The following is a 15732-nucleotide window of genomic DNA, read 5'->3' on the forward strand; positions in this document are numbered from 1 at the left end:
TCGCCTAGTTTGGCGTCAGGGCGAAGGTCGCGATCGTCCGCATGCCCGGGCGCGCTCTCAGCAGCGGGCCGGATTGTCCATCCGGTGCGCCGCCCCGGAAGCACGTCGGTGCGTACCCGTGAGCACTCACGCAGATCCGCGCACTCTGGAACCGCGGTTGCGACGGATTCAAGGCGATCCCGCTGTTGGGTGCGTTGACCGCGTGGTACGGGTACGAGAAGCCGTGGCTGTCGGTGTCCCAGATGTGGGTGGCGTAGTAGTCCCCGTTGGGGACTGAGAGCTCCACTCGCGCACCGTCGATGGGCTTGCCCGTCACGGCGTCCCGGACCCAGGCGCCGAAGACGCCCTCGAACCCGACGACGATCGTGGTGGTCGCGGTCCGGCCGTTGGTGAGGGTGGGCATCCAGCCGCATCCCGGCGTGTAACCCGCGCGGGTCCCGGGGCCGACCTGACCCCGGGCCGCGCAGACGGCCTCGTGCACCGGATAGTCGGTCGGGGCGAGGCCCTTCACGGTGCCGAAGCCCTGCGCGTCGGTCTGCACGTCGAGATAGCCCAGCTCATCCCTGACAGCGAGACTCACCCCGGGGGCCGGCCGTCCGTCGGGGGTGACCACCTTGACCCGGACCGCCGCCGCGGGCTGCATGGCGAGGTCGGCGGTGGTGTCCTGTCCCGGGGTCACCGCGATGGAGAAACCTCCGGACATCGTGGTGCGGTAGCCGCGAGGTCCGGAGGTGTTCCGGTCAGCGATCAACCCGTACTGGCCGGGTGGCAGCCGCGTGAAGGAGTACCGGCCCTCGGCATCGGTCGTTGTGCTGGACCCGCCGCCCAGGGTGACGAGGACATCGGGGATCGGCTCGCCGGTGTCGGCCCCGGTCAGGACGCCGGAAATGCTGCCGTGACGGTCGACGGAGACGACTTCGGCGTGGAAGGTGCTACCGACGGACAGCTGCGGAACACCGAGCTCCGTCACGGGGACACACGCCGTCGCCCGGCCGACGCCGCTGGCGCACAGCAGGTAGGTCTTGCCGGCTTCGGGACGGATCTGCGTCAGCGCGTAGGAGCCTGTGGCGTCCGTGGTCGCGGACCGGACGACGTTGCCGACGTACTGCTGATGGAGCTCGACCGTCATCTCGGCCACGGGAGCGCCGGAGACGCTGTCCTCGACCTTGCCGGTCAGCGTGGCAGCCGGTTGCGCCACGAAGTCGACGCCAGTCGTGGGTGGGGCCGCGTAGATCGTGCGCTCCAGGCAGGACGGTGAGGCGTATCCGCCCGACGAGCTCCCGCCGGTGGCCAAAGACGTGTCCGCGCACACCGTGATCGGAAGGCCCGGCCCGGTCGACGGTGCGCCGACGCTGACGGTGAACCGACCGGTCGCGTCGGTCGTCACCGTCCGTCGTACTTCTCCGCTGTGCTTGCGGAGGGAGACCGGGACACCGGCAAGGGGCACGTCGCCGGGCGCCGTGACCTTGCCGCTCACCGTCGCGGTCCGGACCAGCGCGACATCCACCTGAGAGGTGACGGAGACGGGCGTCGCCGTACCGAAGACGGACCTGTCCGACGGGTCCGCCGGGACTCCCGGCTCGAAGTCGGCCCCGCCGAAGCACTGGTTGCCGTAGCCGGTGGCGGCACCCGGGGTCAGGTGCCGTTCGGCGTCGAAGCACACAGAGACCGAGTCGTCGGACCCGAGCGCAGTCGTGACCGAGTACCTGCCGTCCGCTCCGGTATGGGCCAGTGGCGTGGCAACGCCGGCTCCACGTGCGCCGACGATGTGGACGCCGACACCGGGGACGGCTGTTCCCCCCGTGGCGCTCGTTGCCCGGCCGCTGATCGTGACGACCCGCAGCGGCGTGATGGTGAGGTCCTGTTGGACAGTCTCGCCCGGCAACGAGGTCGTCACCTTGACCACGGGCTCCTCGGGCTCGTACCCCTGGGCCGTTCCGTTGGTCGCTGTCGTCGCGTCGACCCTCACCCACGTGATCGTGCTCGCGACCGAGGACACCCCGGTCACGAGATAGCTGCCGTCGTCGGCCGTCGTCGTCACCACCTGGTCGTACAGGTACGGATAGGGCCTGGACGCGATGACGGTTGCTCCTGCGATGGGCCGGCCGGTGCTCGCCTCCCTGACGACACCGCGGAGGGACACCGCCTGGTTGATCGGCAGGTCCTGCGACGTCGCGGCGACCGAGGCGACCGTCAGTTCGGAGCAGGAGTCGACGTATCCCTGCGGACTCCCGCCGGTGACCGAGGTCCCGTCGACGCACGCGGTGTACCCGCCCACGGGCAGGTCGAGGTCGTAGCTGCCGTCGGACTCGCTGGTCGTCGTGAAGGTCGCGAATCCTGTGGGGTAGGCGTCCGTGTTCGACCGGAAGGTCAGCGGCACGGACCCGACGGCAGCGCCTGAGCGGGAGTCGACCACCCGCCCGCTGACCGGGCGCGCGGCGTTCGGGTCGCTGCGCACCGTGACCGTCGCGAGGGTCGAGTAGGTCCCGTCCTGGCCCACTGCCCAGACGGCATACGAGTACTCGGTGTCCGCCTCGAGCTCGTTGTCGAGCAGGGTGTCCACCGGCAGCGGGAGGTTCCAACCGCCGCCGTCGAGGGGCGATGCCGGAGCTGTCGGTCCCTCAGCCCGTGCCACGACGATGGCGTCAGCACCGGATGGGTTCGTCCAGCGGAGCCGGACCCGCTGCGGGTCGTAGCCCGTCGTGCCCTCGCCGACGGTGGGAGCCAGCGCCGTCGCGGTCAGGCCGGTCACCGGCCCGGGGGGTGCCCCCTGAGGAGTGGTCACGGTCACGGATGCGCGTGTCGAGTAGTTGCCGCTGGAGTCGACGGCCCAGAGCCCGTAGGTGTAGGTGTGCCCGGGCGCCACCATCTCGTCGGTCGTCGTCTCGGTGGACCGGGTGCGACCGACGACCCACCCGGACGTCGGCGACGCAGGAGCGACCGCACCCTCGATGCGACTGATCGCCACGTCCGACCAGGGGGCCGACTCCGGGTTGGTCCACCGGAGGGTGACGGCACGGGGCAGGGCGTCGGCGGTGGGGTCGGTGACCGGGCCCGACGGGGTGTCCGTGCCCTGCGGAGACTGTGCACCGATCCGGTACGAGCCCTGGAAGTTCCCGGCCGCGTCGAGCGTGTAGATCCACAGGTAGACCCACTGTTGCGACGGCAGGCCGCTCACGGTGTAGGTGTCGACCGCTCCCACGTGCTGTACGGACGGCGGAAGGCCGGGGCCTCCCAGCCACACACCGCTGTCGTAGCGGACGTCGACGGCGACGTGGTCGACGCCCGCGGGATTCGTCCAGTGGAAGGTGATCTTGCCCGGCACCGCCGTGTGCCAGCCGGCGGTGGCCGGTGCAGGGCCGGGCCGGGCGGTCGAGACCGGGGGAGAGGTCCCCGAGGAGGTCGTGGCGAAGACCGAGTAGGCGTAGGACTGGTCCTCCTCGACCGCGGAGTCGGTGGCAGCGCTGACGACACCAGTGGTCGGCACGGCCGCTCCCGCGCCTGCCGTCGCAGGCGGAGTGCTGCCGACGGCGCGCCTGACCGTGACGCCCGTCGTACCGGCCGGGTTCGTCCAGCTGAGCTTGACCTGCTTGCTGGTGGACGCCGCCTTGAGGCTCGTCACGACCGCCGGACCGCTCGCCACGGGTGTGACCGTCACGGCCGAGGACACTGCGGAGGTCCGGTAGGTGCGCGCGCTCACGCTGACCCGATAGCGGGACACGACGCCGGCAAGCGGGGTGTCGCTGAGCCGGAACCGGCCGGTCGAGTCCGGCCAGATGCTTCGCACGGTGGCCCAGGTGGTCGACGTGCCGACACGTTTCTGGAGCACGACCGGGGTGGCGGCGAGCCACGGAGAGACGAGGCCCGACAAGGTGATCGCGCTGCCCGCGACGGGGGTCAGGTTCGACGCGGCGAGCGAGGCCCTGACCTGGACGCGCACCACCACCGACCGTGCCACGGACACCACCGCAGGCGCACTTGCCGTGCGCGGGGCGCTCGCGCGGTACCTGTAGGTGCCACCCGTGCCGGGAGCCCTGATCCGGAGCTCGAAGCTCCCGTAGCGATTGGTCGTGCGGGTGGAGGCGACCTTCACCCACCGTGTTCCCGATTTCCTGCGGAGCACGACGGGACTGCCCTTGGGGCTGCGCGTCACCCTGCCGCGGACAGCGATGGCCGCACCGGTCGTCGTGGCCGACGGCACCTGGATCGAGATCGTGCGATCGGCCGCGGCCGCCTGGGCGTGGGTCGGCGTCAACGGGAGCACGAGGAGGAGGGCGAGGGCCGCAACGGCCATCCACCGAGTTTTGTTTGCCACGCTTCCCCCATGCCTGCTCGGGGAGAGCCTAGGTCGGGGCGGCGGAGTTCGGGCAAGTTCTGACAATCTCGTGGGTCGTGCAAGGCAAGCCGGCCTTCGGCGACCGGCCGGCTGGCAGGCTGGCGACCATGACTGTCGAACTCCGCGTCTTCACCGAACCCCAGCAGGGTGCAACGTACGACGACCTGCTCGCGGTGGCCCTCGAGGCCGAGCGGCTCGGCTTCGGTGCGTTCTTCCGCAGCGACCACTACCTCCACATGAGTGGCGACGGGCTGCCCGGCTCCACCGACGCGTGGACGACCCTGGCCGGTCTTGCCCGGGAGACCAGCACCATCCGGCTCGGGACCTTGATGACCAGCGCGACCTTCCGGCACCCGGGCGTGCTCGCGGTCCAGGTGGCGCAGGTCGACCAGATGAGCGGGGGCCGGGTCGAGCTCGGCATCGGAGCCGGCTGGTTCACCCAGGAGCACACGGCGTACGGCATCCCGTTCCCCGACACCGCCGAACGGTTCGAGCGCTACGCCGAACAGCTCGAGCTCATCACCGGCATGTGGGCGACACCGGTGGGGGAGCGCTACGAGTTCGCCGGCAAGCACTACGAGCTCACCGACAGCCCGGCGCTGCCCAAGCCGAACCAGACGAGCGGTCACCGTGGCGGTCCACCGGTGCTGATCGGCGGCAAGGGTGCGAAGAAGACCCCAGCCCTCGCCGCGGCGTACGCCGACGAGTTCAACCTGCCGTTCGTCGACGAGGAGTTCACGGCCCTCCAGTTCGGCCGGGTGCGGCAGGCGGCCGAGGCCATCGACCGCGACCCGGCGAGCCTGATCTGGTCGAACGCCCTGGTCCTGTGCGTCGGGAAGGACGAGGCCGAGATCGCCCGTCGGGCGGAGTTCATCGGCCGCGACGTCGAGGAGCTGCGCACCAACGGGCTGGCCGGGACGCCGGAGGAGGTCGTGGAGAAGATCCACCGGTTCGCGGCCCTGGGTGCCCAGCGGATGTACCTCCAGGTGCTCGACCTGAGCGATCTCGATCACCTGCGCCTCGTGGCTGCGGAGGTCATGCCTCACGTGTGAGGGGCGGCGGCGAGGCCATCGCGCTGCTTGACGATAGGCTGGACGCCATGACTTCTGCACCCTTCGGCACCGTGCTGACCGCCATGGTCACGCCGTTCCACGCGGACGGCTCCGTCGACCTGGATGCGGTGCAGAAGGTCGCCAAGCACCTCGTCGACAACGGCAACGACGGCATCGTCGTCTCGGGCACCACCGGCGAGTCGCCGACCACGACCGGCGCCGAGGACGGCGAGACCCTCGCGGCCGTCAAGGACGCCGTCGGTGACCGCGCGAAGATCGTCGCCGGCGTCGGCACGAACGACACCCGCCACTCCGTCGAACTGGCCCGCCAGGCCGAGAAGGTCGGCGCCGACGGCCTGCTGCTCGTGACGCCGTACTACAACAAGCCGAGCCAGCCGGGCGTGCTCAACCACTTCCGCCAGGTCGTCGAGGCCACCAACGTCCCCGTCATGTTGTACGACGTCCCCGGCCGCACCGGCACCAAGATCTCGCTCGAGACCTATGCCGCCGCCCGCCAGTGGGAGACGGTCACGACCGTCAAGGAAGCCACCGGCGACCTGGCTCGCACCGCGCAGCTGGTCGACCTCGGCTACACCGTCTACTCCGGTGACGACGTCAACACCCTCGGCTACCTCGCCTACGGCGCCACCGGGCTCGTCTCCGTGGTCGGCCACGTCGCGGGCGTCCAGCTCAAGGCGATGATCGACGCGTTCCTCGCCGGCGACCATGCCGAGGCGTTGCGGATCCACACGGGCCTGATCCCCGCCTACGAGGCGATCATGGGCGTCGCCAACTACGGCGCGACGACGGCCAAGGCGGCGCTGGAGCTCAAGGGCGTGCTCGACAACCGGATCGTCCGACCGCCGCTGCTGGCGCTCGACGACGACGAAGTCGCGGACCTCCGGTCCGGCCTCGTCGCGGCGGGCCTGCTCTGATGTCGCACCCGCACCCCGAGCTCACCGCCCCGCCGGAGCTCCCGAAGGGCGGGCTGCGCGTCATCCCGCTCGGCGGCCTCGGCGAGATCGGCCGCAACATGACCGTCTTCGAGTACGACGGCCGGCTGCTCATCGTCGACTGTGGCGTGCTCTTCCCCGACGAGCACCACCCGGGGGTCGACCTGATCCTGCCCGACTTCACCGCGATCCGGGACCGGCTCGACGCCGTCGAGGCACTGGTGCTGACCCACGGCCACGAGGACCACATCGGCGCGGCGCCGTACCTGCTGCGCGAGCGTCAGGACATCCCGCTCGTCGGCTCCGAGCTCACCCTGGCGCTGCTCAACTCGAAGCTCCGTGAGCACCGGCTGCGCCAGACGCCGTTCTACACGGTCAAGGAGGGCGACAAGATCTCCTTCGGTCCCTTCGACCTGGAGTTCGTCGCCGTCAACCACTCGATCCCCGACGCGCTCGCCGTGGCGATCCGCACGGGCGCCGGGCTGGTCCTGCACACCGGTGACTTCAAGATGGACCAGCTCCCGCTGGACGGCCGGATCACCGACCTCCGCGCGTTCGCGCGCCTGGGGGAGGAGGGCGTGGACCTGTTCCTCACCGACTCCACCAACGCCGAGGTCCCCGGCTTCACCACGCCCGAGAAGAAGATCACGCCGGTCCTCAACCAGGCGTTCCAGGAGTCGAAGCAGCGGATCATCGTGGCCTGCTTCGCCTCCCACGTGCATCGCGTCCAGCAGATCCTCGACGCTGCCGTGCTGCACGACCGCAAGGTCGCCTATGTCGGACGTTCGATGGTCCGCAACATGGCCATCGCCCGGGATCTCGGCTACCTCAAGGTCCCGCCGGGCGTGATGGTCGAGGCCAAGCAGCTCGCCGATCTGGCCCCGGAGAAGCAGGTGCTGATCTCCACCGGGTCGCAGGGCGAACCGCTCAGCGCCCTGGCCCGGATCGCGCAGCGCAACCACCACTTCGTCCACCTCGAGGAGGGTGACACCGTCATCCTCGCCTCGAGCATGATTCCCGGCAACGAGAACGCGATCTACCGCGTGATCAACGGGCTGACCCGCCTCGGCGCCCGCGTCGTCCACAAGGGCAACGCACTCGTGCACGTCAGCGGTCACGCCAGCGCCGGCGAGCTCCTGTACTGCTACAACATCGTCAAGCCGCGCAACGTGCTTCCTGTGCACGGCGAGGCCCGGCACATGCTCGCCAATGGCGAGCTGGCGAAGCAGACCGGCGTCGAGAACGTCGTGTACGCCGAGGACGGCGTCGTCGTCGACCTCGTCGACGGGGTCGCGTCGGTCGTCGGCAAGGTCGAGTGCGGCTACGTCTTCGTCGACGGCCAGTCCGTCGGCGACGTCACCGAGTCCGAGCTCAAGGACCGCCGGATCCTCGGCGAGGAGGGCTTCGTGTCGGTGATCGTGGTCGTCGACTCGGTCAGCGGCAAGGTGTCTGCCGGACCCGAGATCCATGCCCGCGGCCATGCCTGGGAGGACTCGGACTTCGAGAGCATCAAGCAGCCGATCGTGGACGCGGTCAACCGTGCGCTCAGCGAGGGCAGCACCGACACCTACCAGCTGCAGCAGATCATCCGCCGCACCATCGGTCGCTGGGTCAGCGGCACGCACAAGCGCCGGCCCATGATCATCCCGGTCGTCGTCGAGGCATAGCTTCAGGCGGGCTGGGCTACCGGCTCGCCCCCGAGCGCGCCCACCAGCGGGCAGGCGGCGTCGGGGTCGATGCACTGCTGCTCGAGCAGCCCGGCCAGGGCAGAGCGCACCCGAGCCAGGTCGGCGATCCGTTCGTCGATCTCGGCGAGCTTGGCCTGCCCTGCCCGGGCGACGTCGCCGGTGAGCAGGACCTGCTGCCCGGACAGTGCGGTGAGCTCGCCGAGCTCCGCAAGGCTGAAGCCGAGCTGTTGGCCGCGGCGCAGGAACCTGACCCGCGCGACCTCGTCGTCGGGGAACTCGCGGTAGCCGCCAGAAGTGCGTGACGGCATCGGCAGCAGTCCACGTCGCTCGTAGAACCGCACGGTGGAGACCTTCACCCCGGCTCGGGCGGCCAGTTCGGAGATGTTCACGTCGTGAGGGTACGGCGACGGAGGGCCACCAGGACGGCAGTGCCCTGCACGACGCCCCACGTGGCCTCGGGGACGAGTAAGCCGACGATCACCGTGCTGGCCCCCTCGGTCAGCGCGACCACCATGCCCAGACAGAACAGTCCACGCGCCACGGTGTCGGCCGCGCCGAGCAGGAGGCTGGGCTGGATCACCCGGACCACCGACCAGACCATGACGAGGCCGCCCATCAGTCCGGCGAACAGCACAGTGAAGGGGTCGTCGGCGTCCGGGAGGGACCCGGTCAGGCCGAGCTTCCGGTGGCCGTCAGCCAGCGTCCCGAAGGTTGCTGCGGCGAGCCAGGGGAGTGCGAAGCCGGTCGTCACCACGAGGTCGTAGACGGCTGATGCGCGCACGATGCGCGGGAGAAGGGGGGACATGGGGGCAACGGTCGACCCTGCACCATGGTGCAAGGTCAAGCCCGACACACCCGCTTGTGATCCCTGTGGCTGGTGTGACTTGTGGGTAGGTTGTGAGCATGGCGACCCGTACGTCTTCCCCGACGGCGTCGCGCAGCCGGAACACCCCTTCTTCCCGCTCGGGCGTGAAGAAGACAACCAGCTCGCGATCACGTAGTACGACCAGCAAGAAGTCACCGGCCAAGAAGACCGCGGCCCGGCGGCCGGCTCCTCGCGCCGTCCGCAACGGCCCCGGTCCGGTGGCCCGCGCCTTCGTCGCGCTCGGACGCGGCATTGCGGCCCTCTGGCTGGCGTTCGCGCACGCCATCGGGGCGGTCGCCCGCGGCATCGGCCACAGCGCCCGCGAGATCGAGCCCGAGCAGCGCCGTGACGGCTTCGGTCTGTTGCTGTGCGGCCTGGCGATGATCATCGCCTCCGCCGTGTGGTTCGAGGTCCCCGGTGGGGTCATGGACTTCACCCGCGCCGCGGTCTCCGGCACGGTCGGCAAGATCGGCTGGTTCGTCCCGCTGCTCGTCCTCCTCGGCGGCTGGCGCGTCATGCGTGACCCCGTCGGCAACGGCCCGGCCGGACGCCAGATCATCGGCTGGGCGGCGTTCGCCTTCGGCCTGCTCGGGATCGTGCACATCGCCAACGGCAGCCCCGAGCCGGTGCAGGGCGACACCTCGGCCCTCCGCGAGGGCGGCGGCGCCATCGGGTACGTCGTCTCGGCGCTCCTGCTCGACCTGCTGCGTTCCCCGGCGCTCGTCGTGCCCCTGCTGGCCCTGCTGGCCTGCTTCGGCGTCCTGGTCATCACCGCGACCCCGCTCTACCGCGTGCCGGACCGCCTGCGCGACCTCGGCGACATGTTGTTCGGCCGCCACCACGACTACGACGACGCGGACGCGACGCAGCCGCTCCGGCTCGACGACACCTTCGAGCGGATGGGCGACCCCGCGTACGACACGCCCCTAATCGCGGAGGACGGCAAGAAGAAGCGCCGCGGCAAGAAGTCGGCCGACGAGCTCACCGTCGAGGAGTCGATGGCCCTCATGGAGCCGATCGACGTACCGCTCGGCGACGACGCGCCGATCGACCCGGAGGCCGGTTCCAACGCCCTCATCGCACGTCGTCTCGGCCGCTCCCGCGCGGCTGCGGACACCGACGAGACCGGCGACGTCGAGCCCCCGCCGCACGCCGACCTGCCGCAGCGCGTCGAGCAACTGGCGCTGTCCGGCGACATCGTCTACACGCTGCCGGACGCCGCGGCCCTCAAGCCCGGCGACCCGCACCGGGCCCGTTCCAAGGCCAGCGACGACGTGGTGAACCGGCTCCAGACGGTGCTCGACGAGTTCAGCGTCGACGCCCAGGTCACCGGTTACACCCGTGGCCCGACGGTCACGCGTTACGAGATCGAGCTCGGCACGGGCGTCAAGGTCGAGAAGATCCTCGGCGTCCAGCGCAACATCTCCTACGTCGTCGGGTCCGAGGACGTGCGGATCCTCAGCCCGATCCCCGGCAAGTCCGCGGTCGGCGTCGAGATCCCCAACACCGACAAGGAGATCGTCTCCCTCGGTGACGTGCTCCGGTCCAACACGGCCCGCAACGACCACCACCCGCTGATCGCCGGCCTCGGCAAGGACGTCGAGGGTGGGTTCGTCGTCGCCAACCTCGCGAAGATGCCGCACCTCCTGGTCGCTGGCGCCACCGGCTCCGGAAAGTCGAGCTTCATCAACTCGATGATCACCTCGGTGCTGATGCGCTCCACACCCGACGAGGTGCGGATGATCATGGTCGACCCCAAGCGGGTCGAGCTGAACGCCTACGAAGGTGTTCCGCACCTGATCACCCCGATCATCACGAACCCGAAGAAGGCTGCCGAAGCCCTTGAGTGGGTCTGCCGTGAGATGGACATGCGGTACGACGACCTGGCGAACTTCGGCTTCCGCCACATCAACGACTTCAACAAGGCCGTTCGTGAGGGCAAGATCGAGGTCCCGCCGGGCAGCGAGCGCACCCTCACGCCGTACCCGTACCTGCTGGTCATCGTCGACGAGCTCGCCGACCTCATGATGGTCGCCCCGCGCGACGTGGAGAGCTCGATCGTGCGGATCACCCAGCTGGCCCGGGCCGCCGGTATCCACCTGGTGCTCGCGACGCAGCGGCCCTCGGTCGACGTCGTCACCGGTCTGATCAAGGCGAACGTCCCGTCCCGACTGGCCTTCGCGACCTCCAGCCTCGCCGACTCGCGCGTCATCCTCGACACCCCCGGTGCCGAGAAGCTGGTCGGCCAGGGTGACGGCCTCTTCCTGCCGATGGGCGCCTCGAAGCCGATCCGTGTCCAGGGCGCCTGGGTCACCGAGAAGGAGATCGCGCAGGTCGTCAAGCACTGCAAGGGCCAGCTCGAACCCAACTACCGCGAAGACGTCACGGCGCCCGCTGCCGCCAGCAAGGTCCTCGACGACGACATCGGCGACGACATGGACCTGGTCATCCAGGCGATCGAGCTCGTGGTGTCCACGCAGTTCGGCTCGACCTCGATGCTGCAGCGCAAGCTCCGCGTGGGGTTCGCCAAGGCCGGCCGGTTGATGGACATCCTCGAGAGCCGGGGCGTCGTGGGACCCAGCGAGGGCTCCAAGGCACGCGACGTCCTGGTCAAGCCCGACGAGATCGACGCAGTGATCATGACCATCCAGGGGGAGGCATGAACCAGATGACCGACAACCTTGACCGAACCGACGACAACGACCGCCCGGTGTCGCCCGACGTCGACACCGAGCAGCAGGTCGAGGTCCGCCGCAATGTCACCCTCTCTGCGCTCGTCGGCGGTCTCGCCGCCCTCCTGACCGCAGCCTTCGCGGTCCGTGCCTTCACCGACGGCACCGGTCTGGACTGGCTGCTCTTCGGTGTCCTGTCGCTCGTCACGATCGTCCACCTCGGCGCCCTCGCGGACAGCCGTGCGCCCCTGCTCGTCGCCGACCCGCGGGGTGTGCGGGTGCGCGAAGGAGCCCGCTGGCGTGGGATCGCCTGGTCCGAGATCGACTGCCTCGAGCACCTGCCCCGCCATGGCCTTCGCGACGGCCACCTCCTCGTCGACGGGTACGACGACCGCCAGCTCGTCGTCCCGCTGACGCTCGCGACGCGCATTGCCGGTGCACCGCTCGCCTCGCTCAGCGACGTCCTGGCTGAGCTGGCCGACGGCCGGGCCGACGTGGTGGAGGTCGTGCCCGGACTGGACGACCAGCCCCAGACCCGCCGCGACGTCATCCCCAACCTCAGCGACCTGTACCGCGATGACGAGCAGGTCGTCTCAGCTGCAGAACGCCACGGGATCGCCGCTCGCGTCGCTGCCGGACTCACCGGCGCCGAGGACAGGGACGAGGCGCCCGTCGCAGGTGACGAGGACCTGGACGAGGACCTGGACGAGGACCTGGCCGAGGACCTGGCCGTCCACGAGGACGATGACACGCTCGGCGTGGCCGAGGTCCACCCGGCCGAGTCCGACGTCAGCCGGCTGCGCACGCGGCTGGCCCAGATCCGCCGTTCCTCGGTCCCGGACCAGTCCGAGGACGCCGATGTCGAGGACACCGATGTCGAGAACACTGACGAGATCGTGCTCGAGGAGGACCCGACGGACGTCGAGAACACCGACGAGATGGTGCTGCCGGCCGACGACCTGCGCCGCGACCCGCGCGAGGACCTGCGCAATGGTGAGGCCCACGACGCACGCGACGAGGGTGGCGAACCGCCGGCACCGGGACGACCGACCGTGCTCTCCGCCCGGGTCGAGGTCGACCGCCCCGTCAGCGCCAGGATCCCGCTCGAGGACTCCGCGGCGTCGTACGCGGCACCGGGCGACACGATGACGGTCGTCCTGGACGACCTCGCGGTGCGGCCCTCGGCCCAGCCGATCATCGGCCCGGAGCTCGCTGCGGCGCGCGACCGTCTCCGCCTGACCATCGACCAGCTGTCGGACCGCACCCGGATCCGTCCCCACGTCATCGAGGCGATGGAGGTCGACGACTTCAGCCCGTGTGGTGGCGACTTCTACGCCCGTGGGCACCTGCGCACGCTCGCGCGCATCCTCGGCATCGACGCGACGCCCCTGGTGGCGTCGTACGACGAGACCTACGCCCACGCACCCGTCGACCCGCGCCGGGTCTTCGAGTCGGAGCTCGCGACCGGTGCCGGTGGTGCGATCCGCAGCACCCGTGGTGGGCGCAACTGGTCGGTGCTGATCGCGGCCGTGATGGGCGCGATCCTGATCTGGTCGATCGCCCGTCTCGTCATGGACGGCCCGGCCCCGGTCGGCGACACCCCGGTGCTCAACCAGAGCGGCGGCATCTCCGACACCGCAGCCGCCAAGGGCGACCCGGTCAAGCTCACCCTGACAGCAGCCGGCGGCGGCGCGACCCTCAACGTGCGTGACGGCGCCGGTGAGATCGTGTTCAGCGGTGACCTTGCGTTCGGTCAGACGACCGAGCTCAGGGTCGTGCCGCCCATCCGGATCACCAGCTCCGACGGCTCGGTCACCTATGCGCTGGGCAAGGGCAGGGCGAAGGCGCTCGGCGAGACCGGCGTCGACGTCGCCAAGACCCTGGTCTCCCGCTGAGGCGCGACCCCCGGCCCACGACGAATCCCGGCCGGGGGCGCTCCGCCGGTAGGCTCGTGCGGACATGACCAGCACTCCCGCCCCCGTCTCGGTTGCCCTGCTCACCCTCGGGTGCGCCCGCAATGACGTCGACTCCGAGGAGCTCGCCGGCCGCCTGGCGGCCGACGGCTTCGTCCTCGTCGACGACCCGGAGGACGCGGACACCGTCGTCGTGAACACCTGCGGCTTCGTCGACGCGGCCAAGAAGGACTCGATCGACACCCTGCTCGCTGCCTCGGACCTCAAGGCCTCGGCCGACAACGGTGGTCGGGTCAAGGCGGTCGTCGCGGTGGGCTGCCTGGCCGAGCGGTACGGCGAGGAGCTCGCCGACTCGTTGCCCGAGGCCGACGCGGTGCTCGGCTTCGACGACTACGAGGACATCGGCGGCCGACTGCGTTCGATCCTCGCCGGCGACAAGCAGCACCCGCACACGCCGCGTGACCGACGCCTGCTGCTCCCGATCAGCCCGGCCGAGCGCCAGGCGGTCGTCGAGCGTCCCGCGGACGCCGGCCAGGAGGTCGCCATCCCGGGCCGGTCTGCGCTGCGCAAGCGGCTCGACGGCGGCCCGATGGCGCCGCTGAAGCTGGCCAGCGGCTGCGACCGGCGCTGCACGTTCTGTGCCATCCCGATGTTCCGTGGTTCCTTCGTGAGCCGCCGGCCCTCCGACGTGCTGCAGGAAGCCAGGTGGCTCGCCGAGCAGGGCGTCAAGGAGGTCTTCCTCGTCTCGGAGAACTCCACGTCGTACGGCAAGGACCTGGGCGACCTGACCCTGCTCGAGACGATGCTTCCCGAGCTCGCCGCGATCGACGGGATCCAGCGGGTCCGGGTGTCCTACCTGCAGCCTGCCGAGACCCGGCCGGGCCTGGTGAAGGCGATCGCGACCACGCCGGGCGTGGCGCCGTACTTCGACCTCTCCTTCCAGCACGCCAGTGCCTCGGTGCTGCGCCGGATGCGCCGCTTCGGCGACCCGGACAGCTTCCTCGGCCTGCTGGACCAGGTGCGCGGATTCTCGCCGGACGCTGGTGTGCGCTCCAACGTGATCGTCGGCTTCCCCGGCGAGACCGAGGAGGAGCTGCAGACGTTGTGCGACTTCCTGGTCGCTGCCCGGATGGACGTCACGGGCGTCTTCGGGTACTCCGACGAGGACGGCACCGAGGCGGAGACCTTCGAGGGCAAGCTGGACGAGGACGAGATCCGGGCCCGCCTGCAGCACGTCACCGACCTCGTCACCGAGCTCACCACCGACCGCGCCGAAGAACGGATCGGCACCGTCGTCGAGGTCCTCGTCGAGGAGGTCGACCCTGACGGCACCGGTGACGGCACCGTCGAGGGTCGTGCCGCCCAGCAGGGCCCCGAGGTCGACGGCACCACCCGCGTCCTCGGCGTACCGGGCGCCCGGGTGGGTGACTTCGTGCAGGCGATCGTCGTTGCAAGCGATGGCGTCGACCTGATTGCCGAGCCGGTTGAAGGAGTGGCATGAGCGAGACCAACAGGGGCGCCAGCTCTGCGGAGGCGTCGCAGGACGTCAAGCCGAGCAACTGGAACGTCCCCAACGCGCTCACCACCCTGCGGATCTTCCTGGTGCCCTTCTTCGGTTGGGCCCTCCTGTACGACGGCGGCGACTCCGTCCTGTGGCGCACGGTCGCCTTCGGGATCTTCTTCGTCGGCATGGTGACCGACAAGGTCGACGGTGACCTGGCGCGCAAGCACAACCTGATCACTGACTTCGGCAAGATCGCCGACCCGATCGCCGACAAGGCGATCACGGGCATGGCCTTCATCGGTCTGGCGATCATCATGGACACGTGGTGGATGTGGACCATCGCCATCGTCGTCCTGGTTCGTGAATGGGCCGTCACGCTGCTGCGCCTGTCGGTGCTCAAGGCCGTCGTGATCGCGGCTGCGCAGAGCGGGAAGTGGAAGACCGTCGCCCAGGCGTTCGCCCTCGGCTTCCTGAGCCTGCCGCTGCTCGAGGTCGACGGCTGGCTCGACGTGCCGGGTGAGGTGACGTACGCCGTCGCGCTGGTCTTCCTCGCCGCCGCGTTCGTGCTGACGCTCTGGTCGGGCTACGAGTTCTTCCGTGACGTCTGGAAGCAGCGCCACGACATCCGCAAGGCTGTCTAGCGCACCCGTAAGTCCTCCGTACGGCGGGCACTGACCCGGGGATCCCTCCGGTGTCACCTGAGGGTTTGCACCGATTCTTCACCAAATCGTTGTGTGAGTTTTCCTCAG

The 15732-nt window shown here is 70.0% G+C and carries 10 protein-coding genes; 7 read left to right on the forward strand and 3 right to left on the reverse strand.

The genetic code is table 11. From position 1 onward, the window contains the following. Window positions 1-4: 4 nt before the first annotated feature. Complete coding sequence (locus ASD84_RS13925) at window positions 5-4294, reverse strand: carboxypeptidase-like regulatory domain-containing protein (protein ID WP_056711513.1); 4290 nt, start codon at window positions 4292-4294, stop codon at window positions 5-7. Between the two features lie 149 nt (window positions 4295-4443). Between ASD84_RS13925 and ASD84_RS13930 the strand changes: the two genes are divergently transcribed. From ASD84_RS13930 to ASD84_RS13940, 3 genes are read left to right on the forward strand one after another with little or no spacing between them, the layout of a single operon-like run. Beyond that, the gene (locus ASD84_RS13930; protein ID WP_056712228.1) at window positions 4444-5388 is read left to right on the forward strand and encodes an LLM class F420-dependent oxidoreductase; all 945 of its coding nucleotides are present in this window, start codon (window positions 4444-4446) and stop codon (window positions 5386-5388) included. A 47-nt stretch (window positions 5389-5435) separates the two neighbouring features. Next, the gene (dapA, locus tag ASD84_RS13935) at window positions 5436-6323 is read left to right on the forward strand and encodes a 4-hydroxy-tetrahydrodipicolinate synthase (RefSeq protein ID WP_056711515.1); all 888 of its coding nucleotides are present in this window, start codon (window positions 5436-5438) and stop codon (window positions 6321-6323) included. Beyond that, complete coding sequence (locus tag ASD84_RS13940) at window positions 6323-8008, forward strand: ribonuclease J (RefSeq protein WP_056711517.1); 1686 nt, start codon at window positions 6323-6325, stop codon at window positions 8006-8008. The genes dapA and ASD84_RS13940 overlap by 1 nt, the downstream gene beginning before the upstream one ends. Window positions 8009-8010: 2 nt before the next feature. On the opposite strand, the gene ASD84_RS13945 is transcribed toward ASD84_RS13940, so the two are convergent. Together ASD84_RS13945 and ASD84_RS13950 are read right to left on the reverse strand one after the other, a co-directional pair. Next, on the reverse strand, window positions 8011-8418 hold the full coding sequence (locus ASD84_RS13945) for a heavy metal-responsive transcriptional regulator (protein WP_056711520.1): 408 nt from the start codon (window positions 8416-8418) through the stop codon (window positions 8011-8013). Beyond that, the gene (locus ASD84_RS13950; RefSeq protein ID WP_056711523.1) at window positions 8415-8834 is read right to left on the reverse strand and encodes a hypothetical protein; all 420 of its coding nucleotides are present in this window, start codon (window positions 8832-8834) and stop codon (window positions 8415-8417) included. The genes ASD84_RS13945 and ASD84_RS13950 overlap by 4 nt, the downstream gene beginning before the upstream one ends. A gap of 98 nt (window positions 8835-8932) precedes the next feature. Between ASD84_RS13950 and ASD84_RS13955 the strand changes: the two genes are divergently transcribed. The 4 genes from ASD84_RS13955 (at window position 8933) to pgsA (ending at window position 15624) form a co-directional block, all read left to right on the forward strand. Further along, window positions 8933-11557, forward strand: coding sequence for a DNA translocase FtsK (locus tag ASD84_RS13955; protein ID WP_082573496.1), 2625 nt, complete (start codon window positions 8933-8935; stop codon window positions 11555-11557). Continuing rightward, window positions 11554-13461 carry a helix-turn-helix domain-containing protein gene (locus ASD84_RS13960; protein WP_056711526.1) on the forward strand — a complete coding sequence of 636 codons (1908 nt, stop codon included), beginning with the start codon at window positions 11554-11556 and terminating at the stop codon, window positions 13459-13461. The genes ASD84_RS13955 and ASD84_RS13960 overlap by 4 nt, the downstream gene beginning before the upstream one ends. Window positions 13462-13525: 64 nt before the next feature. Beyond that, a complete protein-coding gene (rimO, locus tag ASD84_RS13965; protein WP_056711529.1) occupies window positions 13526-14980 on the forward strand; it encodes a 30S ribosomal protein S12 methylthiotransferase RimO in 1455 nt (484 codons plus the stop codon). Further along, a complete protein-coding gene (gene pgsA / locus ASD84_RS13970) occupies window positions 14977-15624 on the forward strand; it encodes a CDP-diacylglycerol--glycerol-3-phosphate 3-phosphatidyltransferase (RefSeq protein ID WP_056711531.1) in 648 nt (215 codons plus the stop codon). Before rimO ends, pgsA begins: the two co-directional genes overlap by 4 nt. Window positions 15625-15732: the final 108 nt, after the last annotated feature.

The sequence above is a fragment of the Nocardioides sp. Root682 genome, from assembly GCF_001427795.1.
Lineage (GTDB): Bacteria > Actinomycetota > Actinomycetes > Propionibacteriales > Nocardioidaceae > Nocardioides.

Excerpts from the sequence above, each read along its gene's own strand:
- ASD84_RS13925 (WP_056711513.1), bottom strand. The coding sequence starts at position 4,294 with ATGGCCGTTGCGGCCCTCGCCCTCCTCCTCGTGCTCCCGTTGACGCCG.
- ASD84_RS13930 (WP_056712228.1), top strand. The coding sequence starts at position 4,444 with ATGACTGTCGAACTCCGCGTCTTCACCGAACCCCAGCAGGGTGCAACG.
- dapA (WP_056711515.1), top strand. The coding sequence starts at position 5,436 with ATGACTTCTGCACCCTTCGGCACCGTGCTGACCGCCATGGTCACGCCG.
- ASD84_RS13940 (WP_056711517.1), top strand. The coding sequence starts at position 6,323 with ATGTCGCACCCGCACCCCGAGCTCACCGCCCCGCCGGAGCTCCCGAAG.
- ASD84_RS13950 (WP_056711523.1), bottom strand. The coding sequence starts at position 8,834 with ATGTCCCCCCTTCTCCCGCGCATCGTGCGCGCATCAGCCGTCTACGAC.
- ASD84_RS13955 (WP_082573496.1), top strand. The coding sequence starts at position 8,933 with ATGGCGACCCGTACGTCTTCCCCGACGGCGTCGCGCAGCCGGAACACC.
- ASD84_RS13960 (WP_056711526.1), top strand. The coding sequence starts at position 11,554 with ATGAACCAGATGACCGACAACCTTGACCGAACCGACGACAACGACCGC.
- rimO (WP_056711529.1), top strand. The coding sequence starts at position 13,526 with ATGACCAGCACTCCCGCCCCCGTCTCGGTTGCCCTGCTCACCCTCGGG.
- pgsA (WP_056711531.1), top strand. The coding sequence starts at position 14,977 with ATGAGCGAGACCAACAGGGGCGCCAGCTCTGCGGAGGCGTCGCAGGAC.